Genomic DNA, 17872 nt, shown 5'->3' on the forward strand with positions numbered 1-17872 from the left:
CACGCAATTGGCTCAAGGAAGGTAGTCTGCGCTGAAACGGTTAATGGCGGGAAAATTGAAAATAAGGAAAGAAATTGCCGGATGGCGGTGTAAACACCTTATCCGGCCTACGATCAAAAAGATGTTGTAGGCCGGATAAGCGTTAGCGCCATCCGGCATTACATTACAGGTATCAGGATACCAGCAACTGGTTCATACGACGAATGAACTGGTTCGGGTCTTCCAGCGTGCCGCGCTCGGCAAACAGCGCCTGATCCAGCAGCAGCTCAACCCACTCTTTGAACTGTGCTTCGTCCTGAGTATCCGCCGTGCGTTTTACCAGCACGTGGTCCGGGTTCAGTTCAAAGATATATTTCACTTCCGGTACGGCCTGGCCCGCAGCGGCAAAGAGTTTCGCCATCTGGGTGCTCATTTCATCCGCATCGGTGGTAACGATGGCTGGCGTGTCGGTCAGACGGTGAGTCAGACGCACTTCTTTCACGCGGTCACCCAGCAGGGTTTTCACACGCTCAACGAACGGCGTCAGCGCTTTTTCCGCTTCTTTTGCCGATTCGTCAACTTCATCCGCCAGCTTGTCGATGGACTCGTCAGCTTTAGCAACGGACTGGAATGCCTTACCGTCGAACTCGGTCAGGTAGTTCATCATCCACTCATCGATGCGGTCAGAAAGCAGCAGCACTTCGATGCCTTTCTTACGCAGCAGTTCCAGGTGCGGGCTGCTCTTCGCCGCCGCATAGCTGTCTGCAGTGATGTAGTAGATTTTCTCCTGCCCTTCTTTCATTCGCGACACGTAATCTTCCAGCGACACGGTTTGCGCGGAGGAGTCAGTGTGCGTAGACGCGAAGCGCATCAGCTTAGCGATAGTTTCCTGGTTGGCGTGGTCTTCCGCCGGGCCTTCTTTCAGCACCAGGCCGAATTGCTTCCAGAAAGTCTGGTATTTTTCCGCGTCGTCTTTTGCCAGTTTTTCCAGCATCTGCAGTACGCGTTTGGTCAGCGCGCTGCGCAGGTTACGGGTGACGGTGCTGTCCTGCAGGATCTCGCGAGAAACGTTCAGCGGCAGATCGTTAGAATCTATCAAACCACGGACAAAGCGCAGGTAGTTCGGCATGAACTGCTCGGCATCGTCCATGATGAAGACACGCTGGACGTACAGTTTCAGACCATGCTTGTGATCGCGGTTCCACATATCCCACGGCGCCTGCGACGGGATATACAGCAGGCTGGTGTACTCCTGCTTACCTTCCACACGGTTGTGGCTCCAGGTCAGCGGGTCAGTGAAGTCGTGGGCGATGTGCTTGTAGAATTCGTTGTACTCGTCGTCTTTGATTTCCGACTTGTTACGCGTCCACAGCGCTTGCGCCTTGTTGATTTTTTCCCAGGAAACCACGGTCTCGCCGTCTTTCTCTTCGGATTTTTCGATCTCTACCGGCAGCGCGATATGGTCGGAATATTTGCTGATGATGGAACGTACGCGCCAGTCATCGAGGAACTCGTCTTCGCCTTCGCGCAGATGCAGAGTGATTTCGGTGCCGCGATCGTCTTTGGTGATGTCGGCTACGGTGTACTCGCCTTCGCCCGCAGATTCCCAGAACACGCCGTTTTCCGGTTTATCACCCGCAGCACGGGTACGCACGGTAACTTTGTCCGCCACGATGAAGGCAGAGTAGAAACCAACCCCGAACTGACCAATCAACTGGCTGTCTTTCGCCTGATCGGAGCCCATGGATTCGAGGAAAGATTTGGTGCCGGATTTCGCAATGGTCCCCAGATGATCGATAACGTCATCACGGTTCATCCCCACGCCGTTATCGGCAATGGTCAACGTACGCTTATCTTTATCGAAGGAAACACGCACACGCAGCTCACCGTCACCTTCATACAGGTCCGGGTTAGACAGTGCGCGGAAACGCAGCTTGTCTGCCGCATCCGAGGCGTTAGAGATAAGCTCACGCAGGAAGATTTCTTTATTGGAATACAGAGAATGGATCATCAGGTGCAGAAGCTGTTTTACTTCTGACTGAAAACCACGAGTTTCTTGTCCTTTCATGTAGATCTACCTCAACAATGCCATTTTCAATGGTAAAAACACGTTGAGGGTGAAATGGGGACAAGCGGGAAGGATTTCAAGCGGAAGCCGCCGTCGCGGCCTCCGTTTGTTCAGAATTTAATCTTGTGTCGTCCTGCCAGAGAGTGCGACAGCGTGGTGCCATCGACCATTTCCAGCTCGCCGCCTACCGGAACGCCATGGGCGATACGGCTGGCTTCAACGCCATATTGCATGCAAAGCTCAGCAATATAGTTGGCGGTCGCCTCTCCTTCGACCGTGGGATTGGTCGCCAGAATCAGTTCGTTGATTTGCTCAGACGCCAGTCGCTGTTCAAGACGATCCAGCCCGATATCATCAGGTCCGATACCGTCCAGCGGCGACAGGTGTCCCATCAGCACGAAGTAACGTCCGGAAAATTGCCCGGTTTGCTCAATGGCGTAGATGTCCGCCGGACTCTCCACCACGCAAATCTGACCGTTTTCCTGGCGACGCGGGTTCGAACAGATGTTGCAGACGTCTTGCTCTGTGAAGGTGCGGCAATCGGCACAGTGGCCGATTTCCGACATCGCCTTCGTTAACGCCTGCGCCAGACGCATCCCGCCGCTGCGATCGCGCTGAAGCAGCGTGAACGCCATGCGCTGCGCCGACTTCGGGCCAACGCCCGGCAGACAGCGCAGTGCTTCCATAAGCTGAGTTAACAGCGGGCTGGTTTGCATCAGAACGGCATCTTAAAGCCAGGCGGCAGCTGCATTCCGGAAGAAACAGAGGCCATCTTCTCTTTCTGCGTCTCTTCAATGCGACGCGCCGCGTCGTTGAATGCCGCAGCAACCAGGTCTTCCAGCATCTCTTTGTCGTCTTCCAGCAGGCTTGGATCGATCTCCACGCGACGGCAGTTATGCGCGCCGTTGATGGTCACTTTTACCAGACCCGCGCCAGATTCGCCGGTCACTTCCAGCTTGGCGACTTCTTCCTGCATCTGCTGCATTTTTTCTTGCATCTGCTGGGCCTGTTTCATCAGGTTACCCAGACCGCCTTTACCAAACATAGGCTTCTCTCTCAATCACGTTAAGGGATGACGACCGTCAAACCATTAGGCTGACGATCAAATGGGGCGAATACTCTCTTCGTCCAGCTCCGCATCGAAAAAACGACGCAGCGTCTGGATGTTATTATCCGCAATAATCGACTCACGCGCCTGCGCGAGCTTCTCTTCATAAATGGCCTGACGCCACTCCAGCGGCGTGCGCACCGCAGGATTATCATCTTCAACGATGGTCAATTCAACCGTTGACCCCGTTAAGGTACTCAGTGCTTCGGCCAGTTTTTGCTGCGCGCCGCTGGAATTAAGGTGTCGCTGCGTGGAACGCAGGTGCAGGCAAACCACGTTGCCATTCTCTTCTTTCCAGGCATTAAGCGCCACCTGCTCTACCAGTTTAGGCAGCGAGAGCTGGCTCACCTGGGCGGCCCACGGGTCGCGTTCAATGGCTTCAGCCGCAAGCTTTGCCGCCAGTTCCGGCGTTTTTTCATGCTCAAGCGCTTTTTTCAGCGCTTTCGGCGTGGCGACGACTTCTTTGACTTCTGCAACAGGATTGGTCGCTTTCCAGCGATACGCTTCTTTCTTCGCCGGTGCTTTTTCCAGCGCAGAGACTGCCGGACGCGCCTGAACACGTTCCGACACCGAAGCCAGTCTTTCCAGCGCAGCATTATTCACCGGCCGCGCGCGGGAAGCGGCTGCCGGTTCACTCTTTTTTGCTTTGGTTGCTCCCTGAGCACGTTGCAGTTGACTGCGCGCCGCCAGCACCTGACTGGTGGCATCGGAAAGCGGCACATTCTGTTGCTGTTGCGCTGGCGCAGGTTGCTGCTGTGGCACCTGCGTCGGGGTCATTACCGCTGTGGGTACGACCGGGGCAAACGACTGGCGCGGGACTTCAGGTTCCGGGAGTGGCATGCGCGGATGAAAAGCCAGCGCACGCAGCAGCGTCATTTCGAGGCCCATTCGCCTGTCCGGCGCATACGGCAGTTCTTTGCGCCCGATTAACAGGGTCTGGTAGTAAAGCTGCACATCGGTAGGCGGTACAATTCGCGCCAGTTCACGCATACGCTGTTCAATGGCGGCCATATCGCTACCGAGCGCAGCAGGTGAAAGCTGAACCATGGCAATACGATGCAGCAAAGCCGACATCTCAACCAGCAGCGCTTCCCATTCGATACCACGCGCGGCGGCGTCGTTCACCAGCGTCATCACGCGTTCGCCGTCCGCAGCCACAACCGCTTCAACAAGCGAGAGCGCCTGGTCGTCGTCCAGCGTGCCGAGCATGGTGCTGACCGCGTCGGTCGAGACCTGACCATCACCGCTGGCAATCGCCTGATCGGTCAGGCTTAGCGCATCGCGCAGGCTGCCGTCCGCGGCGCGAGCCAGCAGTTGCAGCGCACGCGGTTCATGGGCGATATGCTCTTCTTTGAGAATATGCTCAAGCTGATGGCGAATCTGTTCGACATCCAGCGCTTTAAGATGGAATTGCAGACAGCGCGACAGGATGGTCACCGGCAGCTTCTGCGGATCGGTGGTCGCCAGCAGGAATTTGACGTGCGCGGGCGGCTCTTCGAGCGTTTTCAGCAAGGCGTTAAAACTGTGGCGCGACAGCATGTGCACTTCGTCGATCAAATAGACCTTAAAGCGCCCGCGCGCGGGCGCATACTGGACGTTATCCAGCAGATCGCGAGTATCTTCGACTTTAGTGCGTGAGGCGGCATCGATTTCAATCAAATCGACAAAACGCCCCTGCTCAATTTCCCGGCAGTTATCGCACACGCCGCACGGCGTAGCGGTGATGCCAGTTTCACAGTTTAATCCCTTCGCCAGCAAGCGGGCGATAGAGGTTTTACCGACGCCACGGGTGCCGGAAAACAAATAAGCATGATGAATACGCCCTAACGACAAGCCGTTCGCCAGTGCCGTCAGCACATGTTCCTGGCCGACGACGTCAGCAAAGGTTTGTGGGCGCCATTTTCGGGCTAAGACCTGATAACTCATTGGCAGGCTCTGAAAGGCTGGAGGGTGGATTCACAGGAGGGTAATGCTAACACAACCTCGCAGCAACGGCGAGGTTGTGTGTCTCGGTATTACTTCAACCGGGATAAGATAGCCCGACTTAGTGGCCCGGGAATGGAACCAGGCTATAACAAGTCAGTCCCTGCTTTTCCAGACGCTGCTCGCCGCCCAGATCAAACAGGTTAATGATAAAGGCAGCATCGGTCACTTCGCCACCCAGACGGCGGATCAGCTTCACGGTCGCTTCAATCGTGCCGCCAGTTGCCAGAAGATCGTCCACAACCAGGACTTTATCACCCGGTTTGATGGCATCAACGTGGATTTCCAGCTGATCGGTGCCGTACTCCAGCTCATAGGTCTCAGCAATAACTTCACGCGGAAGCTTACGCGGTTTGCGTACCGGAACAAAGCCGACACCCAACCCCAACGCTACCGGCGCGCCAAACAAGAAGCCACGCGCTTCGGTGCCAACCACTTTAGTGATCCCCGCATTTTTGTAGCGCTCAACCAGCAATTCAATGCTGAGGGCGTAGGCTTTCGGATCTTCCAGTAAACTGGTGACATCACGAAAAAGAATGCCCGGTTTTGGATAGTCGTGGATGCTTTTGATGCTATTTTTGAGAAACTCAAGCTGCTGTGCAGTCGCGGTCATAAGTTTGTGCCTGATTAATACAGTATTACTTCACGGCGCACTATACACTTCATCCTCGACGTATCTTGAATGATTTTGTGTCTATATTAGGGCCAAGGTTACACTTGGTTAACCTTTGACCATCTGCGCCTGTGCTCGAAAACGGTCGAATTTACTGGCTGCGAGAGACAATTGCAACAGCGATTATTGCGCTTTACTGCTTTTGTTGTTTTTCATCAATCACCGGGATCCGCCACATAAAAATCAGTAAACAGGCGAGAATAACCAGCAGCAGGCCGCGTACCCACATCATATTGACCAGCCAGAGGGAAATAGCAAACGTCACCAGGATCAACAAAATAGCGCGCGGTTTTGCTCCCGGCGGCATCGCGCGGTGTTTTTGCCAGTGACGCAGATACCCGCCGAACCACGAACGGTAAAGCAACCAGTCGTGAAAACGCGGCGATGAGCGGGCAAAACACCAGGCGGCCAGCAGGATAAATGGCGTCGTGGGCAGCAACGGCAATACAACGCCCAGCGTGCCTAGCACTACCGCTATCCAGCCAATGATGATTAGAATAATGCGTTGCATAATATCAGTACTTAACACAGAGAATCGCTACTTTAGCATAACAGTTCTCATTTTCATCGGAGTGTTGTTGTGAAAACCGCCATGCTGTTACAGACGCTCGAAAACCAGCTTAACCGCCTGCGACAGCGTTGTGCTCCGCTGGCGCACCACACAACGCTTAGCGCCCGCTTTGACAGGCATCTGTTTCACACGCGCAGCACATTGCTGCAGGCCTGCCTGGATGAAGCTGACGATAATCTTACTGCCCTACGTCGCGCCGTTGAGCAGCAACAACTACCACAAATTACCTGGCTTGCGGAACACCTTGCCTCACAGTTAGAGGCGATTTCACGTGAAACTGCCAGTTGGTCGCTACGCGAGTGGGACAGCGCATCTCCAGGTCTGGCGCGCTGGCAGCGCAAGCGAGTCCAACATCAGGAGTTTGAACGCCGTCTGGTTGAAATGACGCGTGAACGCAAAGAGCGTCTGGCTCAGGCTACCGGCTTTGCAGAACAGCAAAAACTACATCGTGAAGTAGAAGCATTCGAGGCGCGACTGGCGCGCTGCCGTCATGCTCTGGCAAGAATAGAAAACGTGCTGGCGCGTTTAACCCGTTAATCCCCGGAGAATTTATGTCATTAGAGAACGCCCCGGACGAGGTCAAACTGGCCGTCGATTTGATTGTTTTACTTGAGGAAAATCAGGTTGCACCTGAAACCGTACTGAAGGCGCTGGAGATTGTTAAACGGGATTACGAAAAGAAACAGCTCTCTTCTTCAAAAAACGCGCTATAGCTAAAATGCCTGATAGCGTTGCACTTATCAGGCCTACGAATGAATCGAAGCTCGCAGGCCTGATGAGCTTTTCTATTAACCTACCGAAGGCGTCGGATCATCACCTTTAATGATGTCACGCTTAACCTCGGTCACGGTGTCGCCCTTCGCGTTGTGCAGGTGCACTTCGAGCTGGTTAAAGGCGATATCAATGTCGTTTTCACGGCACAAACGATCGACCGCACGGTTCAGTTCATCAACCGTGTGGCTACGATCGCGCAGTTCACGCACGTATAAACGCAGCTCATGATCCAGCGTGCTGGCGCCGAAGGCGGTAAAGAACACCGCAGGCTCCGGATCGTGCATCACTTTCGGGTGTTCCATCGCCGCCTGCAACAGCACTTTCTTCACTTTGTCCAGATCCGAACCGTAGGCCACGCCGATGCGGATCACCAGACGCGTGGTGGTATCGGAAAGCGACCAGTTGATCAAACGCTCCGTCACAAAGGCTTTGTTCGGGATGATCACCTCTTTGCGATCGAAGTCGGTAATGGTGGTGGCACGGATACGGATCTTGCTGACCGTTCCTGAGAACGTACCGATAGTCACGGTATCGCCAATGCGGACCGGGCGTTCAAACAGAATAATCAAACCCGAAACAAAGTTACCGAAGATTTCCTGCAAACCAAAACCAAGACCAACCGACAGGGCTGCTGCCAGCCACTGTAGCTTATCCCACGAAACACCGAGCGATCCGAAGACCGTCATCGCGCCGATGGCGATGATCGCGTAGTTAAGGATCGTGGTGATCGCATACGAAGCGCCCTGACGCATCTTCAGTCGCGAGAGCACCAGCACTTCCAGCAGGCCGGGTAAGTTACGGATCAGCGCCCACGCGACCATTGAGGCAATAATCGCAAACAGCAGGCTACCCATGGTGACGTCTTTCACCACTGCCGCACCCGCTTCGGTACCGTTGTAATGCCAGAGCGTAATGCTGTCGAGATAGCTGAACACGGTGATCAAATCAGACCAAATGGCCCAGAACAAGACACCAAACAGGGCAACCATCACCAGCATAGTTATACGCAGCGTTTGCTGGTTAACCTGCTCAAGCGCGATGGTCGGTTCTTCCTGCGGTTCGGCACCTTCCGCTCCTTCTTTCACCAGGTTCTGACGACGCGCCAGCGCGCGACGCCAGGCGATACGACGTGCCGCGACGCTCAACCCACGCAGCACGGTCTGGTACAGCAGGTTCCAGAGAATGACCAGATAAACCGTTTCAATCCAGCGTCCCGCCAGGCGCAGCGTGGTGTAGAAATAGCCGGTCGCCGTCAGCACCATTAATGCTATCGGGATTATAGACAGCACGGTAATCGTCACCAGACGCAGACCATGTGACTCTTTGTCACGCCAGCTTTCGCGGCACATTGGCCATACCAGGAAGGCGATCAGCAGCAGGTTGAGGAAAATCACCACCTGACCCAGCACATCGTCCATCAGATTGAGCGGTGACAGTTCAGCAATGACCGACCAAAAATTAAGCGGCAACAGCGCCAGGCTAATACGCACGATTTGGCGGCGCCAATGGCTAGTTTGTTTTGCTGGCATACCAAAATGACGAATTGCCACGCCATCTTTTTCCAGCACCTTCCAGCACAGACCAAACACCAGCCAGAAGACGGTCATCTTCTTACTGAACGCCCACAGCAGGTCGCTGATATTCAACTGCATGGTAAGCAGAATCAGACCTACCGCGAGGATAATCAGGCACGCCGGCAAGGCCCTGATGAGATCGATCAGAATCGCTTTTGGCGTGTTGAGCTGACTGTCATTACGCAGGTTACCCACCGCAGCGGCTAATTTCGCCTGATACTCTTTCAACCATTTCAGACGCCAGCGGATTAACCCGGCAATGAGCAGCAGCGGCAATCCCGCCAGGAACGCAATAAATACTGCAGGCCACGCTTTTTCCCAGTTCACCGTGATTTTCATCGACTTAAATTGGTCTTTAAGCGTTTGCGGGAAAGCTTTGATCCAGTCCCAGTCCATCGGGCGGTTACTGTTAACCCAGAAAATCTGCTGCGTGAGGATCCCTTTCAGGTTTTTCGACACGCTCATTAACTGCTGCTGGTTAATTTGCAGATTAATCGCCATCATCAGTTGGTTGCCCAGTTGCTTATTGAGCTGATCCAACAGTTCACGACGCATATCCACAACCTGCAGTAAGGCATCATGGACTTCGCCGTTAACTTCGTTGCTGTGCCCTTCTTCCAGTTTGGCGACAAACGCATCATTCTGGAACAGCGCGTCGCGCTGCTGGTTGACCTCGAACTGCTCCAGACGCAAGTCGGCGATCCGGTTGGTCATATCGGCAAGTTCATCCGCCGAAGGCAGCGTTTGTTGTTGCTGATACAGAATACGCGACAGCAGCAGACTGCCTTTCAGAACGGCGATCTGCTCTTTAATGTTGCGTTCGGATTGCAGCGCGCGGTCAAGCCAGTTTTTGACTTTGATATTTTGCTGCATCAGGCTGTTGCCGTTTTCGGTCGCGGCAATCAGACGCTGGCTGAGCTGATGGTTAACATCAAGCTCCTGCTTCACCAACGGATTGGACTGAATACGCTCGGCTTCATCCGGCGTGACTGCTTCCTGCGCCGTTTTTTCGGTTAACGTCAGTCGCTTGCTGTTCACCGCTTCCTGCAGGAGCTGGAGCTGATGCTCAAGGCGGTTACTGTTCGCCGTCACGTAATCACGTTGTTTTTGCAAGGTATCCTGCAAAATCGTATTACCTTCGAGGCTCTTTCGCTGTTGGTCGATCTGCGCATTCAGCAGCGCCTGCTGCGCCTGTAACAGTACCTGCTGGCTGGGGCGTAAAGCACCTTCGCCTACATTAGTGCCATCAAGTCGGTTGCGGATTTGCTGCATCTGCTGCGACGCAGTGTACATCGCATTTTGTACGCGCTCTGGCTGGGTCTGGAGCGACACCAGTTGGCTATTGTAGGCAGCAAGATCGTTTTGCGAGCTTTGCAGGTCATCAAGCACCTGCGCGACGCGTGACTCAAGCTGTCGTAAGGAAAGCGTGCTCAGCGTTTTTCGCGTTTCGTCGTCATTGTCGACATCGCTGAGCGAATTTAGCGCATCCGTCGCTTGGCGCATTTTCTCCGGCGCCTGGGCCACTTTCTGGCGAAGCTGTACGGTCTCATCTTTCACGCGATCAATTTTATCCAGCGTGGCTATAGTATCGATGAGATCCTGTTGGACCAGCTTATCCTGCGCGGAGAGATCTTTTTGTTTACTCAGTGCGTCCAGTTGGCTCTGAATATCTGCTTTCGTCGGCAGTTCACCACTCTGTTGCGCCCGCGCAAATGCAGATGACTGGCAGGATAACAATAGAATGAAGAAAAGTATGCTAATAGCAATTACATGCTGTGAACGTTTATAGAGCTGCAACATAGTCATGAGAATGAATGTTTCTGAACCGGGAAAGTGACCGGAAATAGTCAAGCGGCAAGAATATCACGGCTGTGACCGGCAGAATAGCAGCAGGCAAAACGACCAGGAGAATTCCTGGTGCAGAATGGCAAACTAGCTTGTCTCTCCAGCCTGCAGGCGCAAGCTTGGACAAAGCAGACACATCTCCAGCAGCACCGCCACGTACTGGCGAGCCTCATTCTTCAGATCAAACGATTCGGGAGCAAATAACCAGTTCTCCATGATCCCGGAAATATAGCTACGCATTAACACCGCTACACGACGTGTGTTCAGGTTTTCCGGCAACATGTTGACATCCATACAGTGGCGTAACGTTTTTTCTATACGGTCATAGTTTTCCAGACACAGGCTACGTTCGACTAACTGAACTGATGCTATTTCCCCGACAAATTCGCATTTGTGGAATATAATCTCCATCAATAAACGTCGGCGTTCTTCTGTCACGGTAGTTTCAAGAACGTAAATTAAAATTTCTCTTAATACTGATAGTGGATCGTCAGGGAATTTTGCCTGATACTCAGTCTCTAACTCATCAATGTTAGGTTTTGCTAGCTCCCAGATTTCACTGAATAAATCCGATTTGTTTTTGAAATGCCAATAGATTGCACCGCGCGTCACACCAGCGGCTTTTGCGATCTCAGCCAGCGAGGTGGATGAGACCCCTTGTTGCGAAAACATACGCAGAGCGACATCAAGAATGTGTTGTCGTGTTTCCTGTGCTTGTTGTTTGGTTTTTCGTGCCATAGGTCAGTGAATTTACAGGCGTTAGATTTACATACATTTGTGAATGTATGTACCATAGCACGACGATAATATAAACGCAGCAATGGGTTTATGGGCTTTAAGCCATTGATCAATTTGAAATCGGACACTCGAGGTTTACATATGAACAAAAACAGAGGGTTAACGCCTCTGGCAGTCGTTCTGATGCTCTCAGGCAGCTTAGCGCTAACAGGATGTGACGACAAACAGGCCCAGCAAGGGGGCCAGCAAATGCCAGAGGTTGGAGTTGTTACGCTCAAAACTGAACCTCTACAGATCACAACCGAACTTCCGGGTCGCACCAGTGCGTTTCGTATTGCTGAAGTTCGTCCTCAGGTTAGCGGGATTATCCTGAAACGTAATTTCACGGAAGGTGGTGACATCGAAGCGGGTGTATCTCTCTATCAGATTGATCCTGCTACTTACCAGGCCGCTTATGAAAGTGCAAAAGGCGATCTGGCCAAAGCACAAGCCGCAGCAAATATTGCTCAACTGACGGTGAAACGTTATCAGAAACTGTTGGGTACTAAGTACATCAGCCAACAGGACTACGATAGCGCGTTGGCTGACGCACAGCAGGCAAACGCCGCCGTCGTTGCCGCGAAAGCTGCGGTAGAAACTGCACGCATCAATCTGGCTTACACCAAAGTGACGTCACCGATCAGCGGTCGCATTGGTAAATCATCCGTTACGGAAGGCGCTCTGGTGCAAAACGGTCAGGCGACCGCACTGGCGACCGTTCAGCAGTTGGATCCCATCTATGTAGACGTGACGCAGTCAAGCAACGACTTCCTGCGCCTGAAACAAGAGCTGGCCAACGGCACGCTGAAGCAAGAGAACGGTAAAGCGAAAGTCGAACTGGTGACCAATGACGGCATTAAATACCCGCAGTCCGGTACGCTGGAATTTTCTGATGTGACGGTAGATCAAACCACTGGGTCGATTACGTTACGCGCAATTTTCCCGAACCCGGATCATACCTTACTGCCGGGTATGTTCGTCCGCGCACGTCTGGAAGAAGGGATTAACCCAACAGCATTACTGGTTCCACAGCAAGGCGTTACCCGCACACCGCGTGGCGATGCCAGTGCATTGGTTATCGGTGCAGACAACAAAGTTGAAACTCGTCAAATTGTCGCCGCACAAGCGATTGGCGACAAATGGTTAGTCACTGATGGACTTAAGCCGGGCGACCGCGTGATTGTTACTGGGCTGCAGAAAGTACGTCCTGGCGCGCAGGTAAAAGCGCAGGAAATCACCGCTGATAACAACCAGCAAGGCCAAAGCGGTAGCCAGCCTGAACAGTCCAAGTCTTAACTTAAACAGGAGCCGTTAAGACATGCCTAATTTCTTTATCGATCGCCCAATATTTGCGTGGGTGATCGCCATTATCATCATGTTGGCAGGGGGGCTCGCGATCCTCAAATTGCCGGTAGCGCAATATCCGACTATTGCACCGCCAGCAGTGACGATCTCCGCGACCTATCCTGGCGCTGATGCCAAAACAGTACAGGATACTGTTACGCAGGTTATCGAACAGAATATGAACGGTATCGATAACCTGATGTACATGTCCTCAAACAGTGACTCCACGGGTACCGTGCAGATCACCCTGACCTTCCAGTCTGGTACTGATGCGGATATCGCACAGGTACAGGTGCAGAACAAACTGCAGCTGGCCATGCCGTTGCTGCCTCAGGAAGTACAGCAGCAAGGGGTTAGCGTTGAGAAGTCATCCAGCAGCTTCCTGATGGTTGTCGGCGTTATCAACACCAACGGCACCATGACGCAGGAGGATATTTCCGACTACGTTGGCGCCAATATGAAGGATGCCATTAGCCGTACTTCAGGCGTGGGTGACGTTCAGCTGTTTGGTTCTCAGTACGCGATGCGTATCTGGATGGATCCGAACAAACTGAACAACTTCCAGCTGACACCGGTTGATGTAATCAGCGCCATCAAAGCGCAGAACGCCCAGGTTGCAGCCGGTCAGTTAGGTGGTACGCCGCCGGTGAAAGGTCAGCAGCTTAACGCATCGATCATCGCGCAAACCCGTCTGACCTCCGCTGATGAGTTCAGTAAAATTCTGCTGAAAGTGAATCAGGATGGTTCCCAGGTTCGTCTGCGTGACGTGGCGAAAGTGGAACTGGGCGGTGAGAACTACGACATCATTGCGAAGTTCAACGGTAAACCGGCATCCGGTCTGGGTATCAAGCTGGCAACAGGTGCTAACGCCCTGGACACCGCAAACGCTATCCGCGAAGAACTGAAGAAGATGGAGCCGTTCTTCCCGTCAGGTCTGAAGATCGTTTACCCGTATGACACCACGCCGTTCGTGAAAATTTCTATTCACGAAGTAGTGAAAACGCTGGCAGAAGCAATCATCCTCGTGTTCCTGGTAATGTATCTGTTCCTGCAGAACTTCCGCGCGACGCTGATTCCGACTATCGCCGTGCCGGTGGTACTCTTGGGTACGTTTGCCGTCCTGGCGATTTTCGGCTTCTCAATAAATACCCTGACGATGTTCGGGATGGTGCTCGCCATCGGCCTGCTGGTGGATGACGCCATCGTGGTGGTCGAGAACGTTGAACGTGTAATGGCTGAGGAAGGACTACCGCCGAAGGAAGCAACGCGAAAATCGATGGGCCAGATTCAGGGCGCATTGGTGGGTATCGCGATGGTGCTGTCAGCGGTATTTATCCCAATGGCGTTCTTCGGGGGGTCGACCGGTGCAATTTACCGTCAGTTCTCCATCACCATTGTTTCCGCGATGGCGCTGTCTGTACTGGTGGCATTGATTCTGACCCCTGCCCTGTGTGCGACCATGCTAAAACCGATTGCTAAAGGCGATCACGGAGAAGGCAAAAAAGGCTTCTTCGGCTGGTTTAACCGCATGTTCGATAAGAGCACGCATCATTACACCGATAGCGTGGGCGGTATTCTGCGCAGCACCGGTCGTTATCTGGCGCTGTATCTGATTATCGTTGTGGGCATGGCCTATCTGTTCGTTCGTCTGCCAAGTTCGTTCCTGCCAGATGAAGACCAGGGGGTATTCCTGTCTATGGCTCAGCTGCCAGCGGGTGCGACGCAAGAGCGTACCCAGAAGGTACTGGACGAAATGACGGATTACTACCTGACCAAGGAAAAAGCGAACGTTGAATCGGTGTTTGCCGTTAACGGTTTCGGTTTTGCTGGTCGTGGTCAGAACACCGGCATCGCGTTCGTTTCTCTGAAAGACTGGAGTGAACGTCCTGGCGAAGAGAACAAGGTTGAAGCGATTACTCAGCGTGCAATGGGCGCATTCTCGCAGATTAAAGACGCAATGGTCTTTGCCTTTAACCTGCCAGCGATTGTGGAGTTAGGGACCGCAACCGGTTTTGACTTCCAGTTGATTGACCAGGCGGGTCTGGGCCATGAGAAGCTGACTCAGGCGCGTAACCAACTGTTTGGTGAAGTCGCGAAGCATCCTGATCTGTTGGTCGGTGTTCGTCCTAACGGTCTGGAAGATACGCCGCAGTTCAAGATCGATATCGATCAGGAAAAAGCGCAGGCTCTGGGCGTTTCCATTAGTGATATTAATACAACGCTGGGTGCAGCATGGGGCGGAAGCTACGTGAATGACTTCATCGACCGTGGTCGTGTGAAGAAAGTTTACGTCATGTCTGAAGCGAAATATCGTATGTTGCCGGAAGATATTGGAAACTGGTATGTCCGCGGTAGCGATGGACAGATGGTACCGTTCTCCGCCTTCTCCACCTCACGTTGGGAATACGGTTCGCCGCGTCTGGAACGCTATAACGGTTTGCCTTCCATGGAAATCTTAGGCCAGGCCGCTCCGGGTAAAAGTACCGGTGAAGCCATGGCGATGATGGAGCAACTGGCCAGCAAACTGCCATCCGGTATCGGTTATGACTGGACTGGTATGTCCTACCAGGAACGACTGTCCGGCAACCAGGCTCCTGCCCTGTATGCTATTTCACTGATCGTCGTATTCTTGTGTCTGGCAGCGTTGTACGAGAGCTGGTCAATTCCATTCTCCGTAATGCTGGTTGTACCGCTGGGTGTTATCGGTGCATTGCTGGCAGCAACGTTCCGCGGCCTGACCAACGACGTTTACTTCCAGGTAGGCCTGCTCACAACCATTGGGTTGTCGGCGAAGAACGCGATACTTATCGTAGAATTCGCCAAAGACTTGATGGATAAAGAGGGTAAAGGTCTGATAGAGGCGACGCTGGACGCAGTACGCATGCGTTTACGTCCAATCCTTATGACGTCACTGGCCTTTATTCTGGGCGTAATGCCGCTGGTCATCAGCTCCGGCGCAGGTTCCGGTGCGCAGAACGCCGTTGGTACTGGCGTAATGGGTGGGATGGTGACGGCAACCGTGTTGGCGATCTTCTTTGTTCCGGTGTTCTTTGTGGTGGTACGCCGCCGCTTTAGCCGCAAAAATGAAGATATTGAGCATAGCCACTCAGTAGAGCATCATTGATACATCTCTAAAGATAAGGCCGCGCAAGCGGCCTTTTTTCTGAAAAAATCATAAAAATCACTTATTGCCATTCCGTTTATTTTCTATCGGGTAAATAAGCGATATAATCCTTGCAGCCTTAAAGGCTATTCTTAAAAAAACAGCGAGAGTTCTTATTTACTTTAATAAATATTAAGATTAATCCTATCCACTGGTTTTCATTGTCGGTTGTTGCCTTTCGTTGCTAAACCTAAACAAGATAACCCGATGATTGCCCGAAGAATAAAGAAATTGTCCCATTTCGAATAGCGGCATTTATCTGTTAAAATGTAAAAATGACGTAGCATCATAATTTTACATAATTGTAATTTTTCGTGATATGACGATGAAATCTTTTTTAGAGTAGATTATAGTTAAATCATCAGGAGTCGCGGGCAAGTTCCAGGTAGTTGTTGTATCCATCCCGAAAGGTGTTCGGTTAGTTTAAGCCACTAAGAAGGGGATGCGTTATGGATGAATACTCACCCAAAAGACATGATATCGCGCAGCTTAAATTTCTCTGCGAAACTCTGTATCATGACTGTCTTGCAAGCCTTGAACAAAGTAACCATGGCTGGGTTAATGACCCTACCTCTGCAACCAGCTTGCAGCTCAATGAACTGATAGAGCATATTGCAACCTTCGCACTTAATTATAAAATTAAGTACAATGAGGACAATAAGCTGATCGCGCAGATAGATGAATACCTGGATGACACTTTTATGTTGTTCAGCAGTTATGGTATTAATACGCAGGATCTGCAGAAATGGCGGAAGTCAGGTAATCGACTGTTTCGCTGTTTTGTCAATGCCACCAGGGCTAATCCTGTTAGTTTGTCTTGTTAAAAATTATTACAATCATAGGTAAGAGTTATGTCCGATAAACCATTAACTAAAACAGATTATTTGATGCGCCTGCGACGTTGCCAGACAATTGATACGCTAGAGCGCGTTATTGAAAAAAATAAATATGAATTGTCCGACAACGAACTGGCTGTATTTTACTCAGCAGCAGATCATCGCCTTGCTGAATTGACCATGAATAAGCTTTACGACAAGATTCCAACTTCTGTTTGGAAATTCATTCGCTAATTGCACTCAAGGTTAAGTCAGGTATAGCGGTACATTTGTCTGGCTGACCGTTTTCGTATTTATACCTGTCATACTTCAAGTTGCATGTGCGTTGGCTTTCCTCGCTCACCCTAGTCACGTACTAATGTACGCTCCCAGGGATTCGCTGCGTCGCCGCCTTCCTGCAACTCGAATTATTTAAGGTATACAATGGTTATTTAATTCAAATCACGTGACTATGATCACAGCAAAGAAGCGGGAACGTTCCCCTTGCTTGCATTACGTTTTACTGTGCTGAAATAACCTTCAGTACACAGGGAAATCGTAATGCGTAATGAAAAGCAAAAAATGATCGCCGGCGAATACTATCGCCCGGCAGATGAAACACTGCGCAGTGACCGACTACGCGCTCGTCAATTGATCTATCGTTACAATCTCACCGCTCCCGATGAAAAAAATGAGCGTCAGGCAATCCTGCATGATCTGTTAGGTCAGAGTGAGGGTGCCTATATTGAACCCTCTTTCCGGTGTGATTACGGTTATAACATCTATCTTGGTAAAGACTTTTACGCTAATTTCGACTGCGTTATGCTCGACGTCTGTCCAATTCATATTGGCGACAACTGCATGCTGGCACCTGGCGTTCATATCTATACCGCGACCCATCCGCTGGATGCTACCGAGCGCAACAGTGGCCTGGAGTTCGGAAAGCCCGTGACTATCGGCAATAATGTCTGGATAGGTGGCCGTGCAGTGATCAATCCTGGCGTCACGCTGGGCGATAACGTGGTTGTGGCATCAGGTGCAGTAGTCACTAAAAGCGTTCCAGCGAACACCGTGGTTGGGGGCAATCCCGCAAGGATCATTAAAACGCTGTGATCTTAAATGTAACTGTTATGCTAAATTACGGTTAATCTGTTACTTTCTTCAAAGGGTATCCCCTTTTAAAATAGGGCGATCCCTC

15 protein-coding genes and 1 other annotated feature are annotated in these 17872 nt (G+C 51.9%); of the genes, 7 read left to right on the plus strand and 8 right to left on the minus strand.

Features of this window, described 5'->3' with window-relative positions; all coding sequences use genetic code 11:
- Positions 1–172: 172 nt before the first annotated feature.
- From htpG to OGV71_RS10110, 6 genes are all read right to left on the minus strand, one after another.
- Positions 173–2047: a molecular chaperone HtpG gene (gene htpG / locus OGV71_RS10085; RefSeq protein ID WP_032942554.1), complete on the minus strand. Its 1875-nt coding sequence runs from the start codon at positions 2045–2047 to the stop codon at positions 173–175.
- Positions 2048–2157: 110 nt separating this feature from the next.
- Positions 2158–2763 (minus strand): recombination mediator RecR, encoded by a 606-nt coding sequence (recR, locus tag OGV71_RS10090; protein ID WP_003021767.1) that lies wholly within the window; start codon positions 2761–2763, stop codon positions 2158–2160.
- A complete protein-coding gene (locus OGV71_RS10095; protein ID WP_003021764.1) occupies positions 2763–3092 on the minus strand; it encodes a YbaB/EbfC family nucleoid-associated protein in 330 nt (109 codons plus the stop codon). The genes recR and OGV71_RS10095 overlap by 1 nt, the downstream gene beginning before the upstream one ends.
- A 57-nt stretch (positions 3093–3149) precedes the next feature.
- A complete protein-coding gene (gene dnaX / locus OGV71_RS10100) occupies positions 3150–5081 on the minus strand; it encodes a DNA polymerase III subunit gamma/tau (protein ID WP_204583969.1) in 1932 nt (643 codons plus the stop codon).
- Positions 3753–3817 (minus strand) — a sequence feature (DnaX frameshifting element). It overlaps the preceding gene by 65 nt.
- A gap of 118 nt (positions 5082–5199) precedes the next feature.
- Entirely contained in the window at positions 5200–5751 is a 552-nt protein-coding gene (gene apt / locus OGV71_RS10105) for an adenine phosphoribosyltransferase (protein WP_003021759.1), read from the minus strand.
- Positions 5752–5944: 193 nt separating this feature from the next.
- Entirely contained in the window at positions 5945–6322 is a 378-nt protein-coding gene (locus OGV71_RS10110; RefSeq protein WP_003847534.1) for a DUF454 family protein, read from the minus strand.
- A gap of 69 nt (positions 6323–6391) precedes the next feature.
- On the opposite strand from OGV71_RS10110, the gene priC reads away from it, so the two are divergent.
- Together priC and rsmS are read left to right on the plus strand one after the other, a co-directional pair.
- On the plus strand, positions 6392–6919 hold the full coding sequence (gene priC / locus OGV71_RS10115) for a primosomal replication protein N'' (RefSeq protein WP_003021753.1): 528 nt from the start codon (positions 6392–6394) through the stop codon (positions 6917–6919).
- A 14-nt stretch (positions 6920–6933) separates the two neighbouring features.
- Entirely contained in the window at positions 6934–7095 is a 162-nt protein-coding gene (gene rsmS / locus OGV71_RS10120; protein WP_003021750.1) for a pleiotropic regulatory protein RsmS, read from the plus strand.
- Positions 7096–7170: 75 nt separating this feature from the next.
- On the opposite strand, the gene mscK is transcribed toward rsmS, so the two are convergent.
- Together mscK and acrR are read right to left on the minus strand one after the other, a co-directional pair.
- Positions 7171–10536, minus strand: coding sequence for a mechanosensitive channel MscK (gene mscK / locus OGV71_RS10125; protein WP_048219469.1), 3366 nt, complete (start codon positions 10534–10536; stop codon positions 7171–7173).
- Between the two features lie 126 nt (positions 10537–10662).
- On the minus strand, positions 10663–11313 hold the full coding sequence (gene acrR / locus OGV71_RS10130) for a multidrug efflux transporter transcriptional repressor AcrR (RefSeq protein WP_003021744.1): 651 nt from the start codon (positions 11311–11313) through the stop codon (positions 10663–10665).
- Between the two features lie 141 nt (positions 11314–11454).
- Between acrR and acrA the strand changes: the two genes are divergently transcribed.
- The 5 genes from acrA to maa all read left to right on the plus strand — a co-directional run bounded on the left by acrA (position 11455) and on the right by maa (position 17787).
- Positions 11455–12648, plus strand: coding sequence for a multidrug efflux RND transporter periplasmic adaptor subunit AcrA (gene acrA / locus OGV71_RS10135; protein WP_003835922.1), 1194 nt, complete (start codon positions 11455–11457; stop codon positions 12646–12648).
- Between the two features lie 22 nt (positions 12649–12670).
- The gene (acrB, locus tag OGV71_RS10140) at positions 12671–15820 is read left to right on the plus strand and encodes an efflux RND transporter permease AcrB (RefSeq protein ID WP_063941319.1); all 3150 of its coding nucleotides are present in this window, start codon (positions 12671–12673) and stop codon (positions 15818–15820) included.
- A gap of 488 nt (positions 15821–16308) precedes the next feature.
- Complete coding sequence (gene tomB / locus OGV71_RS10145; RefSeq protein ID WP_103772080.1) at positions 16309–16683, plus strand: Hha toxicity modulator TomB; 375 nt, start codon at positions 16309–16311, stop codon at positions 16681–16683.
- A 27-nt stretch (positions 16684–16710) separates the two neighbouring features.
- Positions 16711–16929, plus strand: coding sequence for a hemolysin expression-modulating protein Hha (gene hha, locus OGV71_RS10150; RefSeq protein WP_002892050.1), 219 nt, complete (start codon positions 16711–16713; stop codon positions 16927–16929).
- 306 nt (positions 16930–17235) lie between these two features.
- Positions 17236–17787 carry a maltose O-acetyltransferase gene (maa, locus tag OGV71_RS10155; protein WP_003021728.1) on the plus strand — a complete coding sequence of 184 codons (552 nt, stop codon included), beginning with the start codon at positions 17236–17238 and terminating at the stop codon, positions 17785–17787.
- Positions 17788–17872 lie beyond the last annotated feature (85 nt).

The sequence above is a fragment of the Citrobacter sp. Cf088 genome, from assembly GCF_030334295.1.
Classification (GTDB): Bacteria; Pseudomonadota; Gammaproteobacteria; order Enterobacterales; family Enterobacteriaceae; genus Citrobacter; species Citrobacter freundii.

Excerpts from the sequence above, each read along its gene's own strand:
- htpG (WP_032942554.1), bottom strand. The coding sequence starts at position 2,047 with ATGAAAGGACAAGAAACTCGTGGTTTTCAGTCAGAAGTAAAACAGCTT.
- recR (WP_003021767.1), bottom strand. The coding sequence starts at position 2,763 with ATGCAAACCAGCCCGCTGTTAACTCAGCTTATGGAAGCACTGCGCTGT.
- OGV71_RS10095 (WP_003021764.1), bottom strand. The coding sequence starts at position 3,092 with ATGTTTGGTAAAGGCGGTCTGGGTAACCTGATGAAACAGGCCCAGCAG.
- dnaX (WP_204583969.1), bottom strand. The coding sequence starts at position 5,081 with ATGAGTTATCAGGTCTTAGCCCGAAAATGGCGCCCACAAACCTTTGCT.
- apt (WP_003021759.1), bottom strand. The coding sequence starts at position 5,751 with ATGACCGCGACTGCACAGCAGCTTGAGTTTCTCAAAAATAGCATCAAA.
- OGV71_RS10110 (WP_003847534.1), bottom strand. The coding sequence starts at position 6,322 with ATGCAACGCATTATTCTAATCATCATTGGCTGGATAGCGGTAGTGCTA.
- rsmS (WP_003021750.1), top strand. The coding sequence starts at position 6,934 with ATGTCATTAGAGAACGCCCCGGACGAGGTCAAACTGGCCGTCGATTTG.
- mscK (WP_048219469.1), bottom strand. The coding sequence starts at position 10,536 with ATGACTATGTTGCAGCTCTATAAACGTTCACAGCATGTAATTGCTATT.
- acrR (WP_003021744.1), bottom strand. The coding sequence starts at position 11,313 with ATGGCACGAAAAACCAAACAACAAGCACAGGAAACACGACAACACATT.
- acrA (WP_003835922.1), top strand. The coding sequence starts at position 11,455 with ATGAACAAAAACAGAGGGTTAACGCCTCTGGCAGTCGTTCTGATGCTC.
- acrB (WP_063941319.1), top strand. The coding sequence starts at position 12,671 with ATGCCTAATTTCTTTATCGATCGCCCAATATTTGCGTGGGTGATCGCC.
- tomB (WP_103772080.1), top strand. The coding sequence starts at position 16,309 with ATGGATGAATACTCACCCAAAAGACATGATATCGCGCAGCTTAAATTT.
- hha (WP_002892050.1), top strand. The coding sequence starts at position 16,711 with ATGTCCGATAAACCATTAACTAAAACAGATTATTTGATGCGCCTGCGA.
- maa (WP_003021728.1), top strand. The coding sequence starts at position 17,236 with ATGCGTAATGAAAAGCAAAAAATGATCGCCGGCGAATACTATCGCCCG.